Here is a 23,991-nt window from a genome sequence, read left to right as displayed (position 1 = left end):
TTCTGACTTGCAATAATTTTGCCATCTAAATTGAATTCACCTTTCCTCAAGGATCAATTGAAGGTATGCGTTCATCTATGAACGGAGTGCCGTTCGTTTCGGAGGCTGTCTTAGCGACCTCTGGTGCGGTAGCTATGTCCTGAAAGCTTATGGCAAAGCCAGTCAATGAAGATATCCGATTCCGAGTAATGCGGGCGCTTGAGGCTGATCCGAAGCTGTCTCAGCGAGATCTAGCCAAATCTTTGGGGATTAGCCTTGGTGTCGTGAATTATTGCCTGAAGGGTCTGATCGAAAAGGGCCAAGTTAAAGTTGGAAACTTCCGGTCGTCTGGGAATAAGCTGCGCTATACATATGTCCTGACGCCGCGCGGTGTGTTAGCGAAGGCGAGGCTGACGACGGCCTTTTTGAAGCGTCGTATGGCTGAGCACGAGGCCTTGATTGCTGAGATCGAGGCGCTGCAGCGTGAGATTGATCCTGAAGTGGTTGGGCAGGGCGCTTCGAAGAGCATCCGATAGTTTACGTTATTGGCGGTTTGCGAAAACGACTACCCTGAATAGGACCGGAGTAGATTCCTCGGTTTCTCCATAAGCCCCAACAGGCAACATTTTAGTGGACAAGAAAGAACACCACATGAACGAGCGAAATTCATCAGCTAGCACTCAAGGGAACCTCGCTCCCATCTCGGAACTCTACGTCTCCTACGAGTCCGCGCAAAAGTTGAAGGTGGAGGCCGGCAATCTGGTCAGTCTCGATCTGACACCGCGTCAGATTTGCGATCTGGAACTTCTGATGAATGGCGGCTTCAACCCGCTCAAAGGGTTCTTGATCGAAGAGGACTATGACGGCGTTGTTGAAAACATGCGTCTGGCAGATGGTTCACTCTGGCCCATGCCGATTAACCTCGACGTCAGCGAAGCCTTTGCCGAAAAGCTGAAACTAGGTCAGGACATCGCCCTGCGCGATCAAGAAGGCGTGATCCTTGCGACCATGACCGTCACCGACCGCTGGACGCCGAACAAAGCGCGTGAGGCTGAGAAGGTCTTTGGCGCCGACGATGACGCGCACCCGGCGGTGAACTACCTGCACAATCAGGCGGGCAATGTGTATCTCGGCGGCCCCGTGACCGGCATCCAGCAGCCCGTGCACTATGATTTCCGAGGCCGCCGCGATACGCCGAACGAGTTGCGCGCCTATTTCCGCAAGCTGGGCTGGCGCCGCGTCGTGGCCTTTCAAACCCGGAACCCGCTGCACCGCGCGCATCAGGAACTCACCTTCCGCGCCGCGCGTGAGGCGCAGGCCAACCTGCTGATCCATCCGGTCGTGGGCCTGACCAAACCGGGCGATGTTGATCACTTCACCCGCGTGCGCTGCTATGAGGCTGTGCTCGACAAATACCCGGCGGCCACCACCTCCATGAGCTTGCTGAACCTCGCCATGCGCATGGCTGGCCCGCGTGAGGCTGTTTGGCACGGCCTGATCCGCAAGAACCACGGCTGTACCCATTTCATCGTTGGCCGCGACCACGCTGGTCCCGGCAAGAATTCCGCCGGGGAAGACTTCTATGGCCCCTATGACGCGCAGGAACTCTTCCGAGCGCATCAGGAGGAGATGGGCATCGAAATGGTCGACTTCAAACACATGGTCTATGTGCAGGAGCGCGCCCAGTACGAACCCAATGACGAGATCGAAGACCGCGACAACGTTACCATTCTCAATATATCCGGCACCGAGCTGCGTCGTCGCCTGCGTGAAGGTCTTGAGATCCCTGAGTGGTTCTCCTTCCCGGAGGTGGTCAAAGAGCTGCGTCGCACCTCGCCACCGCGTTCCAAGCAAGGTTTTACCGTCTTCTTCACTGGCTTCTCCGGCTCCGGTAAATCCACCATCGCGAACGCCTTGATGGTCAAGCTGATGGAGATGGGCGGCCGCCCGGTGACGCTGCTGGACGGTGACATCGTGCGGAAAAACCTCAGCTCCGAGCTGGGCTTCTCGAAAGAGCACCGCGACCTGAACATCCGCCGCATCGGCTATGTCGCGTCTGAGATCACCAAGAACGGCGGCATCGCCATCTGCGCCCCAATCGCGCCCTATGCCACCACCCGTCGCGCCGTGCGTGAGGATGTGGAAGGCTTTGGCGCGTTTGTCGAAGTGCATGTTGCGACCTCTATCGAGGAATGCGAACGCCGTGACCGCAAAGGCCTTTATAAGCTGGCGCGCGAAGGCAAGATCAAAGAGTTCACCGGCATCTCCGACCCCTACGATGTGCCGCAGAACGCCGAACTGGTGCTTGAGACTGAGAATGTCGATGTCGACAACTGCGCGCATCAGGTGCTGCTAAAGCTTGAAAACATGGGGCTGATCGCCGGTTAGATCAAACCGACATCTACAATATATCTGTAGTAAGCACTCACCCCCAGGTTGCGTTATCGGCACTTTAATTGAATCTAAAGACAATGATATGCAAGCGAGAAGAACTGAAAGCCGCGAGTCTAGTGAAGCTGAGCTAAATCAATTGCGATAGGTTGTTGATGTGGAAAGCATAGCAGTCGCTCAGGTGTGGTAAAGCTCAACAAAATCGATCGTCTCGACTTAATTGAACTAACCAATAAAATGAAATGGACCAATCACTATGATAGATATTGTAACTCCTAGTTTTGATCCATTGGACGGCGGAATTCAAGCACTTAGCAAAACTATACGCGATAATGAGCCTGCGGAGTCCTGCGCTAATACCCTGCTAATGAACTGGAAATATTTCTACCGAGCGCCCCGGAAAAATTATACGCTCTATATACACGGGCTCGAATTATTTCCGAACAAACCTTTGCAGAAGGCATGCCTTCGGGCATTAATTGCTTTAGCGCCGCCCAGTAAGATTATATATGTAAGCCAGCTAACTAAGAACCTGGTTGAAGAGCGGTATAATCCGTTAAGGAATATAAACTCACGGATCATTCATAATCCTATACCGGAGACATACTTTGATGGTCATCAGCACGCAGTGAAGGACAAGCTGGTGTTAACAGTTTGCCGCGCGGTTCCAAGGAAGAATCTTAAGAACGCATTTACAGCTTTCCGAAATTTAAAACTTGGTGAGAAAGGGTGGAAGTACGTATACATTGGAGACGGCCCGCTCCGTGAGTCTCTGGAGAAAGAGTTTCCAGAAGTAGAATTTTGGGGGCGCACCTCGGAGAAAGATAAACAAGAACTACTGAAAAGGGCCAGCATATTCTTACATCCACAAATTAGACTGGGAACTGATTTTGAAGGATTTGGTCTCGCGCCGGTTGAAGCGATTGCGGAGGGTGCTATACCGATCATAGGTGAGATTTGTGGCTTGGCAGAGCTGATTACCGAAAAGTCCTTCCTGACGAGCGGATCTGTAGGATGTATTGAGCGGAAACTTTGTGACGCTCTTGCCAATCAGCAACTATTGTCAAAGAAGGCTGAAAAGGTTGCGACGCGCCTGCAGGTGGAGCTGAACGCGCGCGAAAGAGTTGAAGAAATTGTGAGATTCGTATGCGAATAAACGCAGACATCGGGTTCATCCACATCCCCAAGACCGGCGGGCAGTCAATAGAAAAATGCCTATTGTTTGAGGTTGCAGGCACACGAGAGCAAGCTCTTCTACGACCTAACAATGACCCTAGCATGGGACCGCCGCGGTTGGCGCACCTAACGCAGAGCGAGTATGCGAAGTACTATGACTACAGGCCGAGAAAATGGTTCTCACTCATTCGCAACCCGGCCGATCGCTTCGTTTCGGAGGTGAAATTCCGTGGACTTTCCACGTCGGAAGCTGAAGTTTATCTAAATAAGATAATCTTCAATCTGCTGGAGGATGACTACGTTGCCGGAGAGGATTATCTGCGCCACGTTATCCCGCAGGTGAATTATATCCAAGACAGGAGCCAAGTGTTGCTAATGAGGTTCGAGGATTTCTTTCTTGATCCCGAAAGACACCTATCATCAGTATTAGGGCGGACATTGAACGCGAAGGTCCCACACATAAGGCCCAGAGCCACACAGCGTAAAATTGACAAAATTAAAATAACAAGAACATCTTTGCGGAAACTAGAGGAACATTATGCGGCAGATTTCGAGCTATGGAAGAAATGCGCTCCGCAGTCTTGGACATATTGGGCTACTTAAGCTCAATGGTGGGGTGTTTGTCGATAGGCGGACGGTTTTCGTTCATGTTCCGAAGACCGGTGGTTCAAATCTGAGAGAAAATAGAAGAACCCACCTAACCCTCGAGGAAGTCGCCCGTATCTCACCGAACGTTTTGGCTTGTTGCGAAGTTGTTGCAATTTATAGAGATCCAGTGGAAAGATTCCAGTCCTTGACAAACTACTACATATCAGGTGGAAATAAGCGGACCTCCGGACTCTTTCCTGATCAAATGATGTTAGAGTTCGTAAAACGTCTTGTCACTCTTGATGATAAGAGCTTCCGAAATTTGCTCACGCATCTCATAGATTCGAATCGAATGTTCTGGAGGCAATCGCGGTTCTTGATGATCAACGGTAGATTTGCGGCGACAACGTATGTTTCATTGGGATCGAACTACGCCCAAACTATCTTGGGCGCCAAGCAGGCTAACAAGTCTGTATGCAAGACATATATATCCGATAACAAATTGAAAATCGTAGCAGAGCTGTACGAAGAAGACTACGATTTGCAGGCTTACCTTAGTGAGTAAGGTTGCTACAGCAATGGTTAGGATTGTTCCGCCGCTTATCGGGGTAGCATTTTCCTTTATTATGTCGAGCGTCGCGCCAGTACATTATATCTTTGCGGAACAGATTATCTATGCGACCCTTGTCCTCTCTACCTTTTATTCGTCGAGCATACGTCAGCGCATTATCAAGTTCCAGAGCTTTCACCTAACTGCCTCAGATGTATTAATCCTTATTGTGGCGGCATTAGTTTCCGCTTTCCTCGCAGCAATTGAAGTCGTTTCCATTCCATTCTTAATGACTCTGATTATGGCATTCATATGGAGAATTCAGTTCGTATTTCTTGCGGCTTTTTTCATTCAGAAAGGGTACTTGTTTACTGCGGCTTTATTTCAATACTCCCCGATACTATTGTTTCAGATCGTTTTCTTCGCCTACTTCATAATTATTTCTCCAGAAGAAGCTGCTCAGGCTTCCTTTGTATACATACTGGGGGTAATATGTTTGGCAACCTTAGTGATGTTCACAGTAATTATTCGCCCAATATGGAGAGCGAGCTCGGAAACTATATACGGGAATGTCTCCGTGCGTCTTTCTGTTCTGCTCCATCAGTCCGGGAAAAGGGCGGACGTATTATTATTTTCTCTGCTTCCTAATGAGATTTCCATTCCGTACCTCCTGTCTAAGCGGATATTCGGCGTGTGCGACATTATAGCCGACTACTTTCGGCTTTTAGCTGAGCGTACTATCGCTGCAAAGGCGTTTATGAGTTTCGATCATCGTCAGAGAAGGAGATCACTGTTGAATTTTCGTTATGGTGTAGGGTTAAGCTGCCTTATTTCATCAGCACTTGTATTTCTCTACTTATCGTGGGTTGGAAGCGCGCACCTTTCTTGGTATATTCCATTGCTCTCGGCCGAATTTCTTGGACTTACCATATTTGGTCCAATCGGAATGGTGATGAATTATCATAACCTTGCCCATGTGCGGTTTTGGTATATGTTATTCTCCCAGGGGGCAAAGATTGGCCTTCTCTTTGCTTTAGTAGCACTGCATCCTGAATATAAGTATATTCTAGCATCTACTTTTTTGGTGATTGAGATATCTACTATGTATGCGCTTGATAAAGTTGTTAAGTTCGCGGCTGCGAAAGGATGACTTGGCATCGACTTAGTCAGTTGATCCTCGGGTCGCAAATTGTTCTCCTTATCAGTTTGCTAATTACAACTCTTCACGTCGCTTTTTTACTTAGTCTTTTTTCAACGGTATTAATTGTCGGGAGAGATTTGCGGTACTCTTTTGTTAGGTTGGTAGTGGCGTCTCACGTTTCCTTTTTCGCGATTGGTTATTATCTGTTTGAACGTATGGGTTATCAGTATTCAACTGAGCTTTTGTACCTTAATTGCATATCCATTCTTATAATGAGCGCATTCTTTTTGTTCTACATAAGGTTGGGCAAGCCGATTAATATCGTTCAACCTTCCTACATGTCGGGCTTGAATGGTTTCGTAGTCTCTGTGGCCGGAATTTTGGTATTGCTGTATTTTCCGTTCTTGCAAACTGATACGAGTCGTATTTCTTACCAGTCTGGAAATGGCGCGTTGAATCTTCTTTCGCAAGCAGTAGGGGCTCTTTGTATCATTTCTTCATACCATTTAGTGTTCCGGCGAAAGCTACTTAGTCTGATATTGGCGTGCCTTCTTTTCGTAGCGTTTTCCCTTAGCCGTTCGTCCGCCATGATACCCTTAGTCTTTTTCACGTTTTTCAACTACCCTTATCTTATTCCTAAGGCTGTCGTCGTAGGCGCAGGTACAGGGCTATTTGGGGTGTTCACCTATATAGCTGCAGCTCGCGCTTTAGGGAGTTCGTTCACGGCAAGTTTCTTTCACGCGGTTTCTGATCCCATTGCGTCTCATAGGTACTTTTCTCAGTTCCAGAATTCCGCACATCTACACGGAGAGTATATTATCTCGTATTTTTCTCGTCTAGTTCCTAGGTCTATCTGGCCTGAAAAGCCGGAGGTAATAGGGTTTGGACGTGAAGTAATTCTGAACGAGCAAACCCGCACACCTGGTTTAGTCGTCGAAGGTTTCGCGAATTTTGACTATCTTGGTAGTCTGGTATTTCCGATCCTCGCAGGGTTCGCGTTTCTCTTTTTTTTCGAGAAATTTTGGCGTGCTAAGCGACTCACTGTCAAGGTTTTCTCAGCTTTATTCTGCTTCGACTTCTTGACATTTGGAAGGACAATCGCGGCGAAGATTCCCTATGTGCTTGTTGAGAATCTAATCATTACAATTATGGCGCTGGCAGTTGTCGGCGTTTGGGCTGTGCTGCGACGATACTTCTTCACCACTAGTAAGTTTAAACTCTCTTGGATATAGAGATAATATGAATGCCAATACCCCAAAGGTTGTGGTGTGCGCGGGATCTGGTGGGCACACTGCTCAGGCCAAAATCCTTGCGGACATGCTTTCCGATTTCTGTGCTGTAGAGCTCCTTACTGAGAACCAATTTTTTGTTCCGTCAGTTTCCGCTATATCCAAGCGAGGCGGAGCACAGAGGGCTCTCGCGTTTATACTTCTGTTCTTTTTCACTATTCCTCTTCTAGCTTTATTCCCAATCTTCTTTTGGGGCCGAACTTTCGTCTTCTTCGGGCCCGCATCCTGTTTCCCACTGATGTTTTGTGCCTATATCTATCGGTCGCCTGCATTCTTCTGCGAAAGTTGGTCACGCTTCCAAACTCACTCTCTGACATACAAGGTTGCAAAACTTCTCGGATTTGCGCTTATAGTGCAGAATGCTGATCTAGGAGACAGGGGTAACTTTTATTTTGGGCGGCTCGGCTAGTGCGGTATTTGGTGACGGTAGGCACAGGCTCATTCGAGGGCTTGACCCAGTGGGCGGATAACTCAGATATTGACTGCACCATTCAGTTTGGGCGCGGTTCCGCACCAACCCGTAAGAAAGCATTCGCCTTTACAGAAGACTTTGAAGATTATTGCGGTAATTTTGACTTCATCATTACCCATGCCGGTGCAGGAACTGTTTACAAGCTCCTTGCCGCAGGCCGAAACCTTATCGTTGTTCCGAACGTTGATAGAATTGATCTCCATCAACTTGAGATCTTTCGTTACTTGCGCGCCAACAGTTTTGCATTATGCTTTACTCTTCAAGAATTATCCTCTCTTACGAGGCCGCTGGACTTCTACTGTAATGATTTCTTGTCAAGAAAGATTTCGTACTTTAACGAAGGATTTGATGTAAGTGGGTTTGTAAACCTTATCTGCCCAGAAAATTGACGGATTTGGTTCTGAGCGCTCAATCTATATACTCCTAGTATATAGAATTGCGGAAGAGGTAGCAAATGGACTTACGGCTTCGGACTACGGTCTAATACTATAGAATCTTGAACGCTAGAGCGCCAAATTACCGTGGAGTTTCAATTTTTCTTGGGAAAGGCCGTGTCGTCCTTCAGCAGCTTTCTACGGCTGGCGTTCCCTTGAGTATTGTGCGAACCGCTATTGATCTAGTTTCTTCTGAAGATAGTATATATGACCCATATTGTCCACCCGATGCAGCAACAGTTGGTCGGTATCGGTCTGAGTGAGATTATTGCAGTGGCCATGCCTGACGCGGTTCTGGTGGCCCATAAAGATCGCGCGCAAGATGTGAAAAAGGCCGTCGGGGCCCTCAAGGCCAAGGGCGCTACTCAGGCTGAAACCCTGCCGCGCGATTATCGACCCTGGGGTTGGTTCGAAAGCCTCGTAGTCGGATCGCGCTTTCAAGTGAAGCGGATCGTCGTCCACCCTGGGGTGGCGCTTAGCCTACAAAGCCATCACCACCGATCCGAACACCGGATCGTAGTGGAGGGAACAGCTCGAGTAACCGTCGGTGACGAGTTAAAGCTCGTGACAGAAAACCAGTCGGTCTATATCTCCCTCAGCGCCACGCACCGAATGGAGAACCCGGGCAAGGTGCCAATGGTGCTCATTGAAGTGCAGACCGGCAGCTAACTGGGTGAGGATGATATTATTCGTTACGAAGATGTTTATGCGCGAGGGCAAGGCGCTAATGGGTAAACATCCCAGTGCCGCCTTTCGGAATGACTTCCAGAGATAGACAAAAGTGAGCCGAGGTATCTCCGGCTCCGGGTAGGAAATACACATGTCAGATACTAAGATCGCTGTCGCAGGCATCGGATATGTAGGGCTGTCCAATGCGGTCTTACTGGCTCAAAATAATCAGGTCACGGCGGTTGATTTAGACCCTGAACGGGTCGCGCAGGTAAATGCAGGAGAATCCCCCATCGTAGATGCCGAGCTCGAAGGTTACCTGCGCGATAGAACGCTTCGGCTGACTGCGACCACCGATGCTGCGCAGGCCTATGCGGGGGCGGATTTCGTGGTGGTGGCCACGCCGACCAATTACGATCCTGTCGAGAATTACTTCGACACCTCCAGCGTTGAGGCGGTGATCCGCGCCGTGGTGGCGGTTAACGACCACGCAACTATCGTGATCAAATCCACTGTCCCGGTTGGCTATACCGCACGGATTTCGGCGCAAATCGGCGGAGACCGGGTCATCTTTAGCCCGGAATTCCTGCGCGAGGGCAAAGCGCTGCACGATAACCTGTATCCTTCGCGGATTATCGTCGGGGAGCGCTCGGTCCGGGCCGAGACCTTTGCCCAGCTCTTAGCTGAAGGGGCGCTGCGAGAAGACATACCGGTTCTCTACACGAATGCCTCCGAGGCCGAGGCGATCAAGCTCTTTGCCAACACATACCTTGCAATGCGCGTGGCTTATTTCAACGAACTCGACAGCTATGCGATGAGCCACGGCATGGACAGCCGCCAGATCATCGAGGGGGTCAGCCTCGATCCACGGATCGGCGCGCATTACAACAACCCCTCCTTCGGCTACGGTGGCTATTGCCTGCCGAAAGACAGCAAGCAGCTCTTGGCGAATTACTCCGAAGTGCCTCAAAACATGATCCGCGCCATCGTCGATGCCAACCGCACCCGCAAGGATTTCATTGCTGAAAAAATCCTTGCTTTGAGCCCGCGCCGCGTGGGGGTCTATAGGTTGGTCATGAAAGCGGGTTCCGACAATTTCAGGCAGAGCTCGATTCAAGGCGTGATGAAGCGTATCAAGGCTAAAGGGGTTGAAATTTTGGTTTACGAACCGGAGATGGAGGAAAGGAAATTCTTCGGCTCAGAGGTCACCCATGACCTTGCCACTTTCAAGAATGATTGTGACGTCATATTGGCGAACCGGCGGACGAACGATCTTGATGACGTCCCGAACAAGGTCTTTACCCGTGATCTTTTTGGCTCTGATTGATCGAACTCAGCGACCTTGTGGGAGTGGATCAATCGGAATTATCAAAAGCGGCTGCGCCATGGCAGCACTTGAGCATCAGTGATAAACATGGTGATCCGGTCGGCGCGCAGTTTGCTGTGCTAGAGACTATAGCCAGACGTTACACTCCGCATTCTCTAAATACCGCGTAAGGACGTTGATCGACTTCCACCCCCCTGCGCGCATGATCGCAGCGGTATCGTGACCTGCTTTTAACAAGTCTTGGGCTGCGCCAACGCGCATCGAATGCCCGCTAAAATCGTTCGCTTCGTCTGGATCGAGGCCAGCACCCTTAGCGGCTGACTTGATAAGATGCTTTACAGACGTATCGCTTAAGTGGCGATCCACTACATGACCGTGGTAGATCGGATTGAACAGCGGCTGAAAATCTTGGCTCCGCCAATCAAGCCAATCGGCCATTAGCTGCCCCGTCCGTTTTGACGTGAACGCAACGCGCCCATAGCCCTCAGGATCTGTTTTGCTGCGTCGGATCAGAACACGAAGCGTTCCATCACAAAGAAACTCAACGTCGTTGACAGTGAGGGCAACCAACTCGGACCGCCGAGCGAGAAGGTCATAGCCAAGTGAAAGCATGGCCTTGTTTATCAAGCCCCAAGGGTTATCCGGTTGAACAGCAAGGAACTGATCAAGATAATTCTTTGTCATTCCCTTCGCCTGTCGCGGCCGCGACGCTTTGCTGCGACGGATACGGCGAAAGGTGAGGTTGATGTCCTCGTCATGCGTTGGATCAGGCAGACACAACAGCTGGTGAACCTTCCGAATGGCGTATATACGTCGGCGAACTGTCGAGGGGGTAAACTCCGGCCCCTGATCTACGAGAAATGCGCAGACTGTATCCACGCTGCCGGGAAAGGGCGTCCGTCCGGTTTGTGCGCACCACTGGGTATAAATCTCTATGTCGGTGTAATAGGCACGCATCGTCGAGGGCGCATACGCACCTTCGAGGCGCTTGAATTCCAAGCGCCAGTTGTGTTCAGTCTTATAACGACGAGATGGATCAAAAAGTGCCATATGGCACTATTAGGGGCAAAAGAGAGGCTTGTCAATGATTACCGGCGCCCAAATTAGATCCGCACGTCACGCGTTGAAAGTGACCGTCGAATCCCTTTCCCAGCAGAGTTCGGTTAGCGTTCGCACGATTAAGAGAATGGAAGCGGAGGACGGCATACCAAGTAGTACAAACGCAAATATATCTGCGGTTAAGAGTGCCCTTGAAGCTGCTGGTATTGAATTCATCGGCACGCCCGACGACGGCCCTGGCATTCGCATTCACCCCCCGAAACGATAGGTTATGTCTACGCTTCGCGCGATTGCCTTAAGCAGAAAGCGCCGTCGAGCGATTTCGATATGGCTCACAGTCGGGCTAGCGCTTTGTATCGGCGCGCTAACTCTCATTCCCCTAAGCGCCCCCTCCGCTGTTCCAGGAACTGATAAGGCCCATCATGTTCTGGCCTTTGCGATCTTAACCATGCCGTGTGCGGCTCTTTATCCAAAAGGGCTTTTTCGGGTTATGTTTGCCGCTGCCGTTTATGGGGGCTTGATAGAAGTCATTCAGCCCTATGTCGGGCGTCATGGCGAGACGGCGGACGTACTCGCAGATTTGCTAGGCGTGGGCATTGGGGCGGCGTTTGGCCTTCTCCTGCACTTTATTTTCAAATGTCGCATTGCACGAAGGGCGGCGAGTTCTTCAAATAGTTTTTTCTAGCCGCTACGTTAATCCCGGCTTAGAGGAGCTAAACGGCGCGAACAGGCTACGGTATGGGCTGAGCGGCGACCGAATCTTCTGCCGCTTTACAGCTGCCGAAGTGCGACACCGCTAGAATTTCTCGATAAGTTCTTTGCCGCTCCGTAACAACTCGCGCATATGTTTTCTGAGCGCCGATGCTTCCTTGGTATAGAGACCATGTTTCAGCGCGTTCTGATTGCCTTTCGGGGCGCCGGAGCCCGCTGCGCCGCCGTGCATGCGGCAGCGGGCCTTGCCGGAGAGGGCAGGGGCCTGACACGGTGTTCCCTTGCGGGTCTTGGCACCGCAGCGCGGGCTTGTTCGCATGGGTCCGGTATTCCGTTTGTGTGTCATCGCCGCCTAATCTCGCCGCTTACTTTTGGTCGGCTTCCGCTGCTTAGCTTTGGAAGAAGAAACGCTCTCCACATTTTCGATGGCGTCCGTCTTACTTAAAGCTTGTCCATTGCGCTTTCCCATCTCTACATTGCCGACAACAGCTTGGCCGCCTGCATGAACATTGACATGCTCAACAGTGACCTTCTGCTGGCCCTTGCCACGGTGTTTGTTCAATGCCGCTACCTGCTGAGTATAGAGTGCCATGAGTTTCTGCGCGTGCTTCAGGTTCATGTCCCGGCCCGCGAAAGTCTGTCCCGGAACTGCCGCCATGCGAAGGCATTCAAGCGCGGCGTGATGCGTACCAACCATTTGCGTTGCAAGCATGCCTTCCAGTCCGTCTGTTGGGGCTAGGCTTTCATAGAGATCGAGGGCTCTAGCAAGCCGGGCGTTTTGTGCTGCTTTTGACAGGCCGTCTGGTAAGCGGACCAGTTGGGCTATCTCGTTCATTTTCTGGGTTTCGAGATCAACCTCGTTTACGTCCAAATACGCGCGTATCGGCAGTATCTCGTGGGAAGGCAGTGCCGCAGAGTCGGGTTTAGAGGATTTCTTTGCCATCTCGCCTCTACCAGGTTGTCGCGTTATGGATGAGCCTAGCACATCAGAGGCTTCGGGTGGATGTCTAATAGTATGGATATCACACTGTGCATGGGGTTGAATTGAATTTTTCAGATATCACCTCCCTCCCCCGGTAATCCCCCCATTTTTAATGGGGTCCAGCCGTAGAATTCACGCAGCCGTTTTCAGTTTCATTGCGGGTGTCATGCCGCCGATGCCCATGTTGGGTCGCTCGTTGTTGTAAGTCCAGAGCCATTGTGTTGCTTGGTCTTGTGCCTCCTCAATGGTTTCGAAGATGTATTGCCCTAGCCATTCGCCACGAACGGTGCGGTTGTAGCGCTCGATATAGGCATTCTGTTGGGGCTTACCGGGCTGGATATATTCGAGCCGCACATTGCGTTTCTCAGCCCATTCCATGAGCTTCCCGCTGACGTATTCCGGTCCGTTGTCCACACGAATAGCTTGGGGCTTTCCGCGCCACTCAATGATCTGGTTCAGCGCACGCACGACACGTTCAGCAGGCAGCGAGAAGTCGACCTCAATAGCCAGCCCTTCGCGATTGAAGTCATCCAAGACGTTTAACGTCCTGATCGACCGGCCATCCGCCAACTGATCCGCCATGAAGTCCATGGACCAAGTTTCATTTGGTCTTTCAGGCACAGCCAGTGGCTCCGGCTTGTCCCGCTTTAAGCGTTTCTTCGGCTTGATACGCAGGTTCAACGCCAGCTCACAGTAGATCCGGTAGACTCTTTTATGGTTCCAGCCATAGCCCTGCACGTTGCGCAGATACAAAAAGCACAGGCCGAAGCCCCAGGTCCGCTTGTTAGTCGTCAAGCGTTCAAGCCAATCTGCGATCTCTTCGTTCTCATCGCTCAGCACAGGGCTGTATCTGTAGCAGGTCTCGCTGATCTCGAACGCACGGCAGGCCAGAGCTATGCTGACCCCATATTGCTCAACTGCATTCATGGCCATCTCTCGCCGATGAGACGGCCTTAACGCTTTTTTCCAAGCGCTTCCTTCAGCAGGTCGTTTTGCATGCTCATCTCGGCATACATGCGCTTCAGACGACGGTTCTCATCCGCCATATCCTTCATCTCGGAAATCAAGGACGCGTCCATGCCGCCAAACTTGGCCCGCCATTTGTAAAAACTCGCGCTGCTCATTCCGTGCTCGCGGCACAGCTCAGAGACAGGAACGCCACCCTCTGCCTGCTTCAACACGGCCATGATCTGTGCGTCGCTAAATCGTCCGTTCTTCATCATAAATCTCCTCAGATAACTTGCCGAGAAAATTCTACTTTTGAACACCACTATTTTTAGGGGGGATTACCCCCCAACCTAGCAACCTCCGATAACGTGCACCATCAGCGGCGCGCGGGCCGATCCGCCTGACGAGGCTCAGAGATGGGTAAAAAACGCGCCTCCTGCAATCCGGCCGGGCATTCGCGCGAGTAGGGAAGTGATCTGTGATCCATTGCATTACACACCAATCATGTGTATTTATTATGTGATTTAGGAGGATGGCATGCAGACCACGGCCGAAAAGCAGCGCACAAACATTACCCTGACTGCAGAGAACCTCGCCGCTGCCCGGGAGTTGGGCTTGAATGTGTCTGCAATCAGCGATGCTGCTGTCGGAGAAGCTGTGCGTGCGGCACGGGCCGCAGCTTGGGCATCAGACAACGCGGCGGCGATCTCAGAGCGCCGCGCTTGGATTGAGGCCCATGGGATGCCGCTGGCGGACTTGCAGGTGCTGCGGCTCGGCTGATGGCGCAGTTCCAAGTCTACCAAGTATCTGGCGGGCGGCTTGTGCTCGACCTTCAGACGGATCTCATCGACACAGGTTCCCGCGTCGTCGCTCCTTTGATCCCAATTGCAGGCGGGCCGGGGGTCATAGGACGTCTGGAGCCGGTACTCGAAATTAACGACAATGCCTATGCCCTGCATACTGCAGAGATGGCGGCGATCCCCTCTGCGTTGTTCAAAGGTCCTCCCATCGCGGACCTTTCCGCATCAGACTATGAAATCCGCGGTGCGCTCGACATGGTCTTTTCGGGGTTCTGAGCGGGCCAATTTGACCAGCCTTCTCCTCCGCGCGCTATCGGATCCGGTTAGGCTAAGAACCCAGCAATCCGCCGAGCGATCTCGCCCCGCTCATAATCCAGCGTCGCCACATGGTAAGACCGCTCTAGCCAAGACAGCCGTATCTCACTTGACCCCACCGAAGTCGCGATACGCAGCGCGTTTTGTGGGTCGACAACATTGTCGCTTCGCGACTGCATAATCTGGATCGGCTGCCGTATCAGCGGCAGCAAGGCGCCGGTCGCATTCGTCAGCAGGAACCGCTCCTTTAGCGTATCGCGTGGGATCCGATCATAGCAGATTTCGGTCATCCCGGGTTCGGCGATGTCGGAGCCGATGCCGGCGATGAACGCTGGCCCGTCTGCCTCGTAAAGCGGCGCCACAACCTCGGGGCGGTAGAGGCCTGTTGAGCCGTTGATGCTGACCACACCTTGTATCTTATCGGGCATTCTGGCGGCGAGGTTGAGCGATAGCGTCGCGCCCAGGGATAGCCCGCCAACGATAACCCGGGCACAGCTTGTGGAGAGGGTGGCGAGAGCGTCCCCTGCTGAGGCCACCCAATCCGCTTGGCCGGTTTTTGCCAAGGCCGCAGGGGTTTCGCCATGTCCCGCAAGACGCGGGCAGTATACCGTCGCGCCGCTGATCTCATGTACTTTTTCCGCGACTTCGCGCACGCTCTGCGGCGTGCTGGTGAAGCCGTGGAAAAAGAGAAATCCGGTGTCGCTGCCTTCGAGAAGAAAAGGCTGCGCTTCAGGCAGGTCGAAGGGGGCGATCGGGGTCTGTTTCATAGGCGCATAAGATCGCGCTATCGCTGTGTTACGCAAATAGACATGTGGTATCGTCCGATAACCGAACGCGATCAACCAAGCGGCGGGAAGTGGTTGCGGAACTGACGCAACAGCCCGGTATCTGCCTTGATGCTCCATGCCATCGAGATAGTCGTCTCTGCATCCAGCCCTGCTATCGGCACCAGTTCCAGCGCGGCAGGCAGGCTCTCGGCCATGGTCATGGGGAAAAGCGTCACGCCGCGGCGTTCGGCCACGCGCTGCAAGATCACCTGCACGTCCCAAGCCTCATCTGCCACCATGGGGGTAAGGCCCGCGCGATCGCAAGCGCTGTCCAGCAGCGCGCGCCATGAGCGCCAGTTTTCCCGCAGCCCCATGACGAAGGGCATCTCAGCCAGATCATCCACTTGCGAAGGGGCTTCGCCTGCGGGGGCGACCACACCGATGCGCGAACTCCAAACGGGCATCTGATCGATCCCCGGTGCGCCAACTGTGGGATGAGACAGCAGAAAGCCAAGGTCGATAGCGCCGGACTTCAGATTTTTCAGCATGTTATCCGTGGACATGACATGCATCTCGACCTGCACGCCGGGGACGCTGCGGTGGAAGGCATCCAGCGCTTCCGAAATTTGCCGTGAGGTGGCGAGGGCGGAATAGCCCACGATGATATGCCCTCGGGCCCCGGCCGCATTCTGGCGTGAAGCGCGGATTGTCCGCTCGAACTGCGCGACCGTCTGGCGCGCGTCGTCGAGGAAAACAACGCCCTCTGGCGTGGGGATCACGCGCGGCCCGCTGCGATCGAATATCCGAAACCCCAAATCCACCTCAGTGTCTTTGACGGCTTTCGAAATGGCCGGCTGCGCGATATTGAGCATCTCGGCTGCGGCGCGGAAGCCTTGGGCATCGGCCACGGCCAAAGCGTATCGCAGATGTCGAAGGTCGAGCCTTGTGGGTTTCCTGCCGTCGTTCATTGATGCTTCCGTGTTGATCGCGTTTCGTTATCACTCGATCAACCATCGCTATTTGTCAACTGACCCTTCAGCGGTGAGGTTGAATCGGAATTACGGGCCCGGTTCCCGTCTTGGTATGGGGAGGAGGCCCGATGCTGACGCTGTTCAACAGATTATGCTCTTGGCTGATGTTTATCGGCGGTTTCGGTGTCATCGCGATGATGCTGAACATTGTGGCCGATGTCGTCGCTAAACTGGTGTGGAACGCGCCGATCCAAGGCACGGTCGAGATGTCGTCCTACTACTATATGGTCGCGCTGGTCATGCTGCCGATGGCCTTTGTCGAGATGCAGGACCAGCAAATCTCGGTCGATCTGTTGTTCAATCACTTCCCCGCATGGCTTCAGAAACTTGCGTTGCTCTTTAGCTGCGTCGCCGCTGCCGCCATCTTGGCTGTGATGACATGGCGCACCGGGCTGGACGCCATGCGCGCCCTGCGTGTGGGCGAAGTTGTGATGGGCGGGCGTGAGGTCGTAGTCTGGCCTTCGCGTATGGTTCTGCCGCTTGGCTTCGGCCTTGCCAGTCTCGCCGCGTTGCTGCGGGGTCTGCTGGTGCTGCGCGGGCAGCCTGTCACCCAGTCCGACCTCGATGGGGGCATGTCATGAGTAATCTCGTTATCGGCTGGATCGGTGTGGGCACGCTGTTCGGGCTGCTGGCCTTTCGGATGTCCATCGGGACGGCTCTTATGGCGGTGTCCTTTGTGGGCATCACGGTGATGTTCAACCTGCAAGCCGCGTTTGGCATCGTCAGCGCCATGCCCTTCAATTTGATCGGAGATTGGTCACTGACGGCAATCCCGATGTTCCTCTTCATGGGGTTCATCGCCGCCAATACCGGTCTTACCGCAGGCGCGTTTGACCTTTTGCGGGTGTTGCTTGCGCGGGTGCCTGGCGGTCTGGCCTCGGCCAGTGTCGGCGCTTGCGGGCTTTTCGCGGCCGCTTCTGGCTCTTCCATCGCGACCACCGCCGCGATGTCAAAGATCGCCGTGCCGGAGATGCTGAAGGCGAAGTATCACCCCTCGCTGGCCACCGGTGTCGTCGCGGCTTCGGGCACGCTTGGCTCTCTGATCCCGCCATCGATCCTCATGGTGCTCTACGGCATTTTCACTGAGCAATCGATCGGCCAGCTCTTCATCGCAGGCGTCATTCCCGGTGTGCTCTCTGCCTTCGTATATATGGCGATGATCACCGTTCGCGCCACAGTCACACCGCAGCTTGCCCCGCCCGTGGTTGAGCGGATTGACCGGGCGCAAGTGCTGAGCCTGCTATGGTCCGTCTGGCCATTTCCTGTGCTGGTGCTCGGCGTATTGGGTGGCATTTTCGGCGGTTTCTTCACCCCGACAGAGGCCGGTGCCGTGGGGGCGTTCCTTGCCGCGACGGTTGCATTGCTGCGCCGCTCGCTGACCCGCAAAGCGCTGGCCGAGGCGATCCGCCAGACGACGCTCGCGACCTCCTCGATCTTCTTTCTCTCCATCGGCGCGGTGATGTTCACCCGTTTCATGGGGCTGTCGGGCGTGCCCCGCGCCCTGACGGATATGATGCTGTCGGTGTCGGACAATCAGATCGTGATCATCCTGATGATTGCCGCGCTTTTCGTCATCTTGGGCATGGTGATCGACTCCATCGGTCTCATTCTGCTGACGCTACCGATCCTGCTACCGGTGCTTGAGGCCGCAGACATCAACCTCATTTGGTTCGGCATCATTTGCATCAAGCTTTTGGAGATCGGGCTGGTGACACCGCCTGTCGGCTTGAACCTTTATGTCCTGCACAGCGCGCTCTCGGGCGAGGTAAAGCTGCGCGACATCATCTCGGGCACGACATGGTTTATCGCCATGGACATCGTGACGCTTTTTATCCTGATCGCCTTTCCCGCGATCAGCCTGTTCCTGCCCTCGCTCATGGCGCAGTAACGCTTTTTTAACCGGAGGAGACGACAACATGAAACTGAACACATCCATACTGGCCCTCGCGGTCTGTGGCCTCGGCACTGCCGCTGCAGCACAGAACGCGAACCACTTCTTTGCGGAGCGTCATTCGATGGTGCGCGGCCCTTACGTGGAATTTGCCGAACGTGTGGCCGAAGAAACCAATGGGGAGGTGAATTTCACCGTCTTCGCAGGTGGCTCCCTGCTGCCGCCCGCCGCTTCACTGCAAGGCGTACGCGATGGCGTGGCACAGGTGACATATCACGCGGGCACCTACACCCCGTCCGAACTGCCGGTCGCGAACCTGATCGGCAACTTCGCCTTTTACAACACCGACCCTATGGTCATGGCTTTCGCCTCGACCGAGTTTGGCCTTACCAACGAAGCCGCCTTGGCCGAATGGAAAGAGAATGGCGTGGTATTCGGCGGCGGCTACTCGACCTCTGAATATTATATGATGTGCAACACGCCCGTCGCCACCTATGAGGATATTCAAGGCAAACGCCTGCGCATGGCCGGGGGCGCCTGGTCGCGTTTTGCCGAACATGTGGGCGCCGTGCCCGTGTCGATCCCCTCAAGCGAGATGTACACCGGCCTCGACACAGGCTCGCTTGACTGCGCCGTGGCGGCAGCCGATGCGCTTGATTCCTTCTCTCTTTCCGATGTGGTGACCCATCTGAATATGCTGGCCGTCGGCAACTATTACGCCGGATTTGAGTGGGGCTATAACCCGACGTTCTGGCAGGGGCTGTCGCAAGAGTCGCGCGATGTCTTGTTTGACCAGATGGCCTATTACCTCGCGCAGCACCGGGTTGAATTCGACAAGGACGTCGACAAAGCGGTCTCTGCTGCGAAAGAAGGCGGTATGGAAGTCTTCGAGCCCGACCAGGCCCTTAAAGACGCGCTGGCGGAATTCGTCAAAGCGGACGAAGCCGTACTGATCGAAAACGCCAAAAGCCGCGGGATCGAGAACCCCGAGGCGCTGCTGGAAGACTATAAGCGCATCGTAGACCGCTGGGCCGAACTGCTCGCCGATGTGGATCACACCGATACCGATGCGCTGGCAGCGCTGGCAAAAAGCGAGATCTATGACAAGCTAGACCGTGCAAACTACGGCATGAACTAAGCTTTAGAGCGTAGAAGGGGAGGGGCGCTGCAATGGCGCCCTTTAGCCCGCCCGCATTGGCAACCAACGCCCCCGCGGCGCTTCGGTGACCAGCGCCCGGTCCCTGACCAATAGCTCACCGCGAGAGAGCACATGGCGCGGCATACCTTTGACGGTAGTGCCTTCAAAGGGATTGTACCCGGTGTTGTCATGGAGATCATCGGCGCCGTAGGTGTAAGACGCCTCAGGATCCCAAATCGCCAGATCGGCATCGAAGCCTTCGGCAATCGCGCCTTTGCCATCCAGACCAAAGGCCCGCGCGGGCGCGGTGGCCGTCACCTTCGCGAATGCTTCGACACCCATGCGGCCCTCGCTTACCATTGTGTTGAACATCAGGGGCAAGCGCGTCTCCAGACCCGGCATCCCATTGGCGATTTGATTGAATGGCGCGTTCTCCCCATGGGCGAACTTACCGCTGGCGTCCATTCGATAGGGCGCATGGTCTGAGGTGATGAGCTCAATCGTGCCATCGGCCATCGCCTCCCAAAGAGCGGCCTGATCATCGGTCCCGCGTTGCGGAGGGGAGCACATAAAGCGGGCCGGATTCTCGCTGTCCAGAATATCCTCGGTCATGAAAAGGTAGTGCGGACAGGTCTCGGCCTGCACCTTCACCCCACGCGCGCGGGCCTGCCGGATGATTTCAGCTCCTTCGCGGGTCGAGACGTGAAAGATCATCACCCGCGCCCCGGTGAATTCGGCAAAACGGCACATCCGTTCAATCGCCTCAATCTCTGCCTCGCGCGGGTGGGAGGCGGCGTGATATTTCGGCGCGGTCTTGCCCTCGGCCAGCAGCTTTTCGGTCATATGGCCGATCAGCCCGTCATTCTCTGCGTGAAAACAGACGAGCGCGCCCGCATCCCGCGCCAGGGCTAGGATATCGAGAATGGATTTGTCGTCCTGACGAACCCTGGCGTAGGTGGTGAAAATCTTGATCGAACGGTGCCCTTCGGCGATAAGCGCCGGGATATCTTCGGCCAGATTGCCATTGCCCGTGTCGGCGACGATCATGTGAAAGGCGTGGTCGATCACCGCGCCCTCCTTGGCAAGCGCGGCATAGTCGCCCACGACCTCACACATCTTTTGGCCCGCGTGCTGCGCGGCGAATGAAACGGTGGTCGTGGTCCCGCCCATCGCGGCAGAGCGTGTGGCGGTGCGGAACGTATCGGCATTCATCAACCCGGCGCCGGACATCTGTTCGATATGGCAATGGGTATCCACACCACCGGGCAATACCAAGAGGCCGCGTGCGTCGATCTCTGTCGGGGCAGAGGATGTGATTGCGCTGCTCAACTCACTGATTTTACCATCCGCGATGGCGATGTCCTGAACCGCAACGCCTAAAGGTGTTACAACGGTTCCGCCACGAATGACGGTGTCAATCTGTTTGCTTTGCATGGCAACCTCGACGATATGCAGTATCTAGGGTGATAAAAATAATCATACCATTCGTATACCATATGGTATACCGATAAAAGATATATCGCGGCGGAGGCGGGCTCTTAGCCCCGGGAGGAGGTAACATGACCGATAAAATCGAAACGCTCGGGGATGCCACCTTCAAACGGCTGAAGGCGATGATCTTGGACGGCACGCTTGAGCCGGGCACGCGGCTGAGCGAAAAGAAGTTTGCCGACCATTTGGGCGTATCGCGCACACCAGTGCGAGAGGCAATCGGTCAGCTGGTCAGCGAAGGGCTTGCAAAGCGCAGCGCAGGAAGCGCGCCAGTGGTATCAAGCGTGTCCTTGAATGAGATCATGGAGATCCTTCATGTGCGCAGCCTGCTGGAATGTGAGGCGGCGCGCAAAGCCGCGTCTTCGGGCAAATCCACTGCAGAACTGAATGATATTCGCGATAAAATGCAGGGGTTTATAGACGGCCCTCGCCCCACAGCGGCAGAGCATTCGGCTCTGGATATGCGGCTTCATTTCATTCTTGCTGAGATGGCGGGCTCCAATCTTTTGCTTGAGTTGATCGAAAGCCTTAAGGTCAAAACCGGTATGTATGATCAAGGTTCGATCCCCGATCGTCTGGTACCGGGTTGCGAGGAGCATATCGCTTTGATCGACGCGGTCATCGCTGGGGAGCCCGAAGCCGCCAGCGCTGCGATGAAGCTGCATCTCAGCAATGTTCGAGAATCGATCATTTCGCACATTTATCATCCATTCTAATCCCCGTGGGGCAGCGCCAACGCAAAGGCGGTTGACTCAGCATTCCGGTTGTATACCGTAGGGATACCAATTAGGAACGCAGTGGGGATTCCATGCAGGCGCAACGACCCGAAAGCGGTATCGTTCTCGCGATCACCTTTCAGTATTACCGCGATTTGCCGACAGCGATGCGCTTCTACGAGGACGTGCTGGGCCTGACGCTCGCCATTGATCAGGGGTGGTCCAAGATCTACCGGATCGACGGCCAAGCCCATGTCGGCCTCGTGGATGAGACACGCGGCATGCAGAAATGGCAGGAGAAGAAGACCGTTCAGCTTTGCCTGCGCGTGCCGGATGTCGACGCTTGGTATGCCTGGGCCGAGGCCAACAAGGTCGCCGGGCTAACCAAGATGTTCGACAGTGATGAGCTGGGCATCCGCGCCTTCGCCATGAACGATCCCGAGGGCTATCAGATCGAGGTGCAGACTGCTCGCCCGGGCCACTGACGCCGATCCGTCACCATAATGAATGAGGGCCCGCCAAGTGGCCCCGTCACCCATCCAACAGTGGAGAAGCTACCCATGAAATATCTCAGTGAAACCGCGCTGCGTGCCAGTGCGCTCGGTCTGGCCTTGATGGCCACGACGGCGGGCGCGGCATTGGCCGAGAAATCGGTCACCATTGGCCTTACCGCGGACCCAAGCCACCTCTACCCGCTGGCGGGCGAGGAATTGTCGTCTAACATCATGTACTACCACCTCTACGATCCGCTGGTGAAGCGCAGCGCTGATCTGTCCTTCGGCCCCGGTCTTGCGGAAAGCTGGGAGAATGTCGACGACACCACATGGCGGTTCAAGCTGCGCGAAGGTGTAAAATTCCACAATGGCAACGATTTCACTGCGGAAGACGTCGTTTACACGATTGAAAAAACGCGCGAGTCGATCCGCCCGGACCTCGTGGCGAACATCGCCTCGATCACTGCCGTCGATGACCACACGGTCGAGATCAAGACGCCCAAACCCTATGCAGTGCTGCCCAATGATCTGGCCGAATTGCTGATCCTCGACAGTGAATACACCGAAGCTACTGGCGACGAGAAGATGGACCTTGAGCCGATGGGCACCGGCCCCTACAAGCTGGAAAGCTGGATCAAGGAAGAGAAGCTGACCCTAACGGCCAATGACGACTACTGGGCTGGCGAGCCCAAGATCGACACTGTCACCTTCCGCCCGATCACCAATCCCGCGACCCGCACCGCGGCACTGCTGACCGGGGAGGTGGATGTGATTCAGGACCTCGCGGTGCGTGACGTGGACCGGGTCAAACGCGAAGAGGGTTTTGAGGTCGTCACCCGCCCGAGCCTGCTGAACGTCGTGCTGGCGATGGACACTCGCGCCAAATCACCCACCATTGAGGGCGACAACCCGATGACCGACCGCCGCGTGCGCGAGGCCATCGCGCGGGCCATCGACACCGATGCGATTAACAAGATCGTCATGAACGGTCTGGCCACGCCGAGCGACCAGTATGTCCCCGAAAGTCACATCGGCTATGCCGACGGCATGAGCTTCCGCGAGATGTACCCGGTGGACATCGAGAAGGCGAAAGAGCTGATGGCCGAAGCGGGCTATCCGGACGGCTTCACCATGACGCTCGACGCCACCAACAACCGCTACGTCAACGACGCGCAGATCGCGCAGGCGCTGGCCTCGATGCTGGCCAAGATCAACATCGACCTGCAGCTGAACATCATGCCCAAGTCGAACTTCTGGGGCTACATCCGCGTGCCCACGGAGAACTCCAGCTTCATCATGTCGGGCTGGGATGTGCCGGCGGGCGATGCGGGCTCCATGTATGGCGCGCTGTTCTACACCCGCGACAAAAAGGAAGGCTACGGGCAGGTCAACCGCGGTTCCTACTCCAACCCCGAGCTCGACGCGCTGGTCGACAAGGCTGACGCCACCCCCAGCATCGAGGAGCGTGACCAGTACCTGCAGGAAGCCTCCAAGCTCTTGTTGAACGACATCCCGATGATCCCCGTGCATTACGAGCAGGACATCTACGCCAAGCGTGACGGCGTGATGCTCGAGCCGCGCGTGGACAAGTTCATCTGGGCCTATGACATAGACGTGGCCGAGTAAGCCGCA

23 protein-coding genes and 1 pseudogene are annotated in these 23,991 nt (G+C 54.5%); 17 read left to right on the top strand and 7 right to left on the bottom strand.

Features of this window, described 5'->3' with window-relative positions; genetic code table 11:
- The first annotated feature begins 149 nt into the window (after positions 1-149).
- The 8 genes and pseudogenes from ACGYK4_RS16430 to ACGYK4_RS16395 all read left to right on the top strand — a co-directional run bounded on the left by ACGYK4_RS16430 (position 150) and on the right by ACGYK4_RS16395 (position 10,016).
- The gene (locus tag ACGYK4_RS16430) at positions 150-515 is read left to right on the top strand and encodes a MarR family EPS-associated transcriptional regulator (RefSeq protein ID WP_394457462.1); all 366 of its coding nucleotides are present in this window, start codon (positions 150-152) and stop codon (positions 513-515) included.
- Between the two features lie 115 nt (positions 516-630).
- On the top strand, positions 631-2,367 hold the full coding sequence (locus ACGYK4_RS16425; protein WP_394457461.1) for a bifunctional sulfate adenylyltransferase/adenylylsulfate kinase: 1,737 nt from the start codon (positions 631-633) through the stop codon (positions 2,365-2,367).
- A gap of 259 nt (positions 2,368-2,626) precedes the next feature.
- A complete protein-coding gene (locus ACGYK4_RS16420) occupies positions 2,627-3,526 on the top strand; it encodes a glycosyltransferase family 4 protein (RefSeq protein WP_394457460.1) in 900 nt (299 codons plus the stop codon).
- The gene (locus tag ACGYK4_RS16415; protein ID WP_394457459.1) at positions 3,517-4,149 is read left to right on the top strand and encodes a sulfotransferase domain-containing protein; all 633 of its coding nucleotides are present in this window, start codon (positions 3,517-3,519) and stop codon (positions 4,147-4,149) included. The genes ACGYK4_RS16420 and ACGYK4_RS16415 overlap by 10 nt, the downstream gene beginning before the upstream one ends.
- 542 nt (positions 4,150-4,691) lie before the next feature.
- Complete coding sequence (locus ACGYK4_RS16410; RefSeq protein WP_394457458.1) at positions 4,692-5,834, top strand: hypothetical protein; 1,143 nt, start codon at positions 4,692-4,694, stop codon at positions 5,832-5,834.
- A gap of 1,700 nt (positions 5,835-7,534) precedes the next feature.
- A complete protein-coding gene (locus ACGYK4_RS16405) occupies positions 7,535-7,975 on the top strand; it encodes a glycosyltransferase (RefSeq protein WP_394457457.1) in 441 nt (146 codons plus the stop codon).
- A gap of 279 nt (positions 7,976-8,254) precedes the next feature.
- Positions 8,255-8,755: pseudogene (locus tag ACGYK4_RS16400) on the top strand (cupin domain-containing protein); the annotation flags it as partial.
- A gap of 85 nt (positions 8,756-8,840) precedes the next feature.
- Complete coding sequence (locus ACGYK4_RS16395; RefSeq protein WP_394457456.1) at positions 8,841-10,016, top strand: nucleotide sugar dehydrogenase; 1,176 nt, start codon at positions 8,841-8,843, stop codon at positions 10,014-10,016.
- A gap of 126 nt (positions 10,017-10,142) precedes the next feature.
- Here ACGYK4_RS16395 and ACGYK4_RS16390 read toward each other — a convergent pair whose 3' ends face one another.
- Positions 10,143-11,066, bottom strand: coding sequence for a tyrosine-type recombinase/integrase (locus ACGYK4_RS16390; RefSeq protein WP_394457455.1), 924 nt, complete (start codon positions 11,064-11,066; stop codon positions 10,143-10,145).
- A gap of 280 nt (positions 11,067-11,346) precedes the next feature.
- Between ACGYK4_RS16390 and ACGYK4_RS16385 the strand changes: the two genes are divergently transcribed.
- Positions 11,347-11,760 carry a VanZ family protein gene (locus ACGYK4_RS16385; RefSeq protein ID WP_394457454.1) on the top strand — a complete coding sequence of 138 codons (414 nt, stop codon included), beginning with the start codon at positions 11,347-11,349 and terminating at the stop codon, positions 11,758-11,760.
- A 111-nt stretch (positions 11,761-11,871) separates the two neighbouring features.
- Here the strand turns inward: ACGYK4_RS16385 and ACGYK4_RS16380 are convergent, their stop codons facing one another.
- The 3 genes from ACGYK4_RS16380 to ACGYK4_RS16370 all read right to left on the bottom strand — a co-directional run bounded on the left by ACGYK4_RS16380 (position 11,872) and on the right by ACGYK4_RS16370 (position 13,988).
- Complete coding sequence (locus ACGYK4_RS16380) at positions 11,872-12,105, bottom strand: HGGxSTG domain-containing protein (protein WP_394457483.1); 234 nt, start codon at positions 12,103-12,105, stop codon at positions 11,872-11,874.
- 33 nt (positions 12,106-12,138) lie between these two features.
- Positions 12,139-12,729, bottom strand: coding sequence for a hypothetical protein (locus ACGYK4_RS16375; protein WP_394457453.1), 591 nt, complete (start codon positions 12,727-12,729; stop codon positions 12,139-12,141).
- A 171-nt stretch (positions 12,730-12,900) separates the two neighbouring features.
- Positions 12,901-13,988, bottom strand: a protein-coding gene (locus tag ACGYK4_RS16370) for an IS3 family transposase (protein ID WP_394457451.1) whose coding sequence is annotated in 2 segments (ribosomal slippage) — positions 12,901-13,727 and positions 13,727-13,988 — 1,089 coding nt in all. Because the reading frame shifts where the segments join, the coding sequence is not laid out codon by codon here.
- Positions 13,989-14,253: 265 nt separating this feature from the next.
- Between ACGYK4_RS16370 and ACGYK4_RS16365 the strand changes: the two genes are divergently transcribed.
- Positions 14,254-14,496 carry a type II toxin-antitoxin system CcdA family antitoxin gene (locus tag ACGYK4_RS16365; protein ID WP_394443718.1) on the top strand — a complete coding sequence of 81 codons (243 nt, stop codon included), beginning with the start codon at positions 14,254-14,256 and terminating at the stop codon, positions 14,494-14,496.
- Positions 14,496-14,792 (top strand): CcdB family protein, encoded by a 297-nt coding sequence (locus tag ACGYK4_RS16360; protein ID WP_394457450.1) that lies wholly within the window; start codon positions 14,496-14,498, stop codon positions 14,790-14,792. The genes ACGYK4_RS16365 and ACGYK4_RS16360 overlap by 1 nt, the downstream gene beginning before the upstream one ends.
- 47 nt (positions 14,793-14,839) lie before the next feature.
- Here ACGYK4_RS16360 and ACGYK4_RS16355 read toward each other — a convergent pair whose 3' ends face one another.
- Positions 14,840-15,598: an alpha/beta hydrolase gene (locus ACGYK4_RS16355; protein ID WP_394457448.1), complete on the bottom strand. Its 759-nt coding sequence runs from the start codon at positions 15,596-15,598 to the stop codon at positions 14,840-14,842.
- Between the two features lie 71 nt (positions 15,599-15,669).
- Positions 15,670-16,566: a LysR family transcriptional regulator gene (locus tag ACGYK4_RS16350; protein ID WP_168612362.1), complete on the bottom strand. Its 897-nt coding sequence runs from the start codon at positions 16,564-16,566 to the stop codon at positions 15,670-15,672.
- Positions 16,567-16,697: 131 nt separating this feature from the next.
- Between ACGYK4_RS16350 and ACGYK4_RS16345 the strand changes: the two genes are divergently transcribed.
- From ACGYK4_RS16345 to ACGYK4_RS16335, 3 genes are read left to right on the top strand one after another with little or no spacing between them, the layout of a single operon-like run.
- Positions 16,698-17,210, top strand: a complete 513-nt coding sequence (locus ACGYK4_RS16345) for a TRAP transporter small permease (RefSeq protein WP_168612361.1) — start codon at positions 16,698-16,700, stop codon at positions 17,208-17,210.
- Positions 17,207-18,517, top strand: coding sequence for a TRAP transporter large permease (locus tag ACGYK4_RS16340; RefSeq protein WP_168612360.1), 1,311 nt, complete (start codon positions 17,207-17,209; stop codon positions 18,515-18,517). Before ACGYK4_RS16345 ends, ACGYK4_RS16340 begins: the two co-directional genes overlap by 4 nt.
- A 28-nt stretch (positions 18,518-18,545) precedes the next feature.
- Entirely contained in the window at positions 18,546-19,658 is a 1,113-nt protein-coding gene (locus ACGYK4_RS16335; RefSeq protein WP_394457445.1) for a C4-dicarboxylate TRAP transporter substrate-binding protein, read from the top strand.
- A 42-nt stretch (positions 19,659-19,700) separates the two neighbouring features.
- On the opposite strand, the gene hydA is transcribed toward ACGYK4_RS16335, so the two are convergent.
- Positions 19,701-21,092, bottom strand: a complete 1,392-nt coding sequence (gene hydA, locus ACGYK4_RS16330; RefSeq protein ID WP_394457443.1) for a dihydropyrimidinase — start codon at positions 21,090-21,092, stop codon at positions 19,701-19,703.
- A 125-nt stretch (positions 21,093-21,217) separates the two neighbouring features.
- Between hydA and ACGYK4_RS16325 the strand changes: the two genes are divergently transcribed.
- The 3 genes from ACGYK4_RS16325 to ACGYK4_RS16315 all read left to right on the top strand — a co-directional run bounded on the left by ACGYK4_RS16325 (position 21,218) and on the right by ACGYK4_RS16315 (position 23,985).
- Positions 21,218-21,865 carry a GntR family transcriptional regulator gene (locus ACGYK4_RS16325; protein WP_394457441.1) on the top strand — a complete coding sequence of 216 codons (648 nt, stop codon included), beginning with the start codon at positions 21,218-21,220 and terminating at the stop codon, positions 21,863-21,865.
- A 92-nt stretch (positions 21,866-21,957) separates the two neighbouring features.
- Entirely contained in the window at positions 21,958-22,350 is a 393-nt protein-coding gene (locus ACGYK4_RS16320) for a VOC family protein (RefSeq protein ID WP_394457439.1), read from the top strand.
- Between the two features lie 75 nt (positions 22,351-22,425).
- Positions 22,426-23,985 (top strand): ABC transporter substrate-binding protein, encoded by a 1,560-nt coding sequence (locus tag ACGYK4_RS16315; protein WP_394457437.1) that lies wholly within the window; start codon positions 22,426-22,428, stop codon positions 23,983-23,985.
- Positions 23,986-23,991 lie beyond the last annotated feature (6 nt).

The organism is Sulfitobacter sp. 1A13368 (assembly GCF_043557275.1).
Classification (GTDB): Bacteria; Pseudomonadota; Alphaproteobacteria; order Rhodobacterales; family Rhodobacteraceae; genus Sulfitobacter; species Sulfitobacter faviae.
This window is presented reverse-complemented; position numbering and strand designations above follow the sequence as displayed.

Bases quoted from the DNA above. Each gene is read 5' to 3' on its own strand.
- ACGYK4_RS16340 (WP_168612360.1), top strand. From the start codon at position 17,207: ATGAGTAATCTCGTTATCGGCTGGATCGGTGTGGGCACGCTGTTCGGG.
- ACGYK4_RS16315 (WP_394457437.1), top strand. From the start codon at position 22,426: ATGAAATATCTCAGTGAAACCGCGCTGCGTGCCAGTGCGCTCGGTCTG.
- ACGYK4_RS16390 (WP_394457455.1), bottom strand. From the start codon at position 11,066: ATGGCACTTTTTGATCCATCTCGTCGTTATAAGACTGAACACAACTGG.
- ACGYK4_RS16425 (WP_394457461.1), top strand. From the start codon at position 631: ATGAACGAGCGAAATTCATCAGCTAGCACTCAAGGGAACCTCGCTCCC.
- ACGYK4_RS16380 (WP_394457483.1), bottom strand. From the start codon at position 12,105: ATGCGAACAAGCCCGCGCTGCGGTGCCAAGACCCGCAAGGGAACACCG.
- ACGYK4_RS16360 (WP_394457450.1), top strand. From the start codon at position 14,496: ATGGCGCAGTTCCAAGTCTACCAAGTATCTGGCGGGCGGCTTGTGCTC.
- hydA (WP_394457443.1), bottom strand. From the start codon at position 21,092: ATGCAAAGCAAACAGATTGACACCGTCATTCGTGGCGGAACCGTTGTA.
- ACGYK4_RS16320 (WP_394457439.1), top strand. From the start codon at position 21,958: ATGCAGGCGCAACGACCCGAAAGCGGTATCGTTCTCGCGATCACCTTT.
- ACGYK4_RS16365 (WP_394443718.1), top strand. From the start codon at position 14,254: ATGCAGACCACGGCCGAAAAGCAGCGCACAAACATTACCCTGACTGCA.
- ACGYK4_RS16345 (WP_168612361.1), top strand. From the start codon at position 16,698: ATGCTGACGCTGTTCAACAGATTATGCTCTTGGCTGATGTTTATCGGC.
- ACGYK4_RS16355 (WP_394457448.1), bottom strand. From the start codon at position 15,598: ATGAAACAGACCCCGATCGCCCCCTTCGACCTGCCTGAAGCGCAGCCT.
- ACGYK4_RS16415 (WP_394457459.1), top strand. From the start codon at position 3,517: ATGCGAATAAACGCAGACATCGGGTTCATCCACATCCCCAAGACCGGC.
- ACGYK4_RS16385 (WP_394457454.1), top strand. From the start codon at position 11,347: ATGTCTACGCTTCGCGCGATTGCCTTAAGCAGAAAGCGCCGTCGAGCG.
- ACGYK4_RS16350 (WP_168612362.1), bottom strand. From the start codon at position 16,566: ATGAACGACGGCAGGAAACCCACAAGGCTCGACCTTCGACATCTGCGA.
- ACGYK4_RS16430 (WP_394457462.1), top strand. From the start codon at position 150: ATGGCAAAGCCAGTCAATGAAGATATCCGATTCCGAGTAATGCGGGCG.
- ACGYK4_RS16375 (WP_394457453.1), bottom strand. From the start codon at position 12,729: ATGGCAAAGAAATCCTCTAAACCCGACTCTGCGGCACTGCCTTCCCAC.
- ACGYK4_RS16395 (WP_394457456.1), top strand. From the start codon at position 8,841: ATGTCAGATACTAAGATCGCTGTCGCAGGCATCGGATATGTAGGGCTG.
- ACGYK4_RS16335 (WP_394457445.1), top strand. From the start codon at position 18,546: ATGAAACTGAACACATCCATACTGGCCCTCGCGGTCTGTGGCCTCGGC.
- ACGYK4_RS16420 (WP_394457460.1), top strand. From the start codon at position 2,627: ATGATAGATATTGTAACTCCTAGTTTTGATCCATTGGACGGCGGAATT.
- ACGYK4_RS16325 (WP_394457441.1), top strand. From the start codon at position 21,218: ATGACCGATAAAATCGAAACGCTCGGGGATGCCACCTTCAAACGGCTG.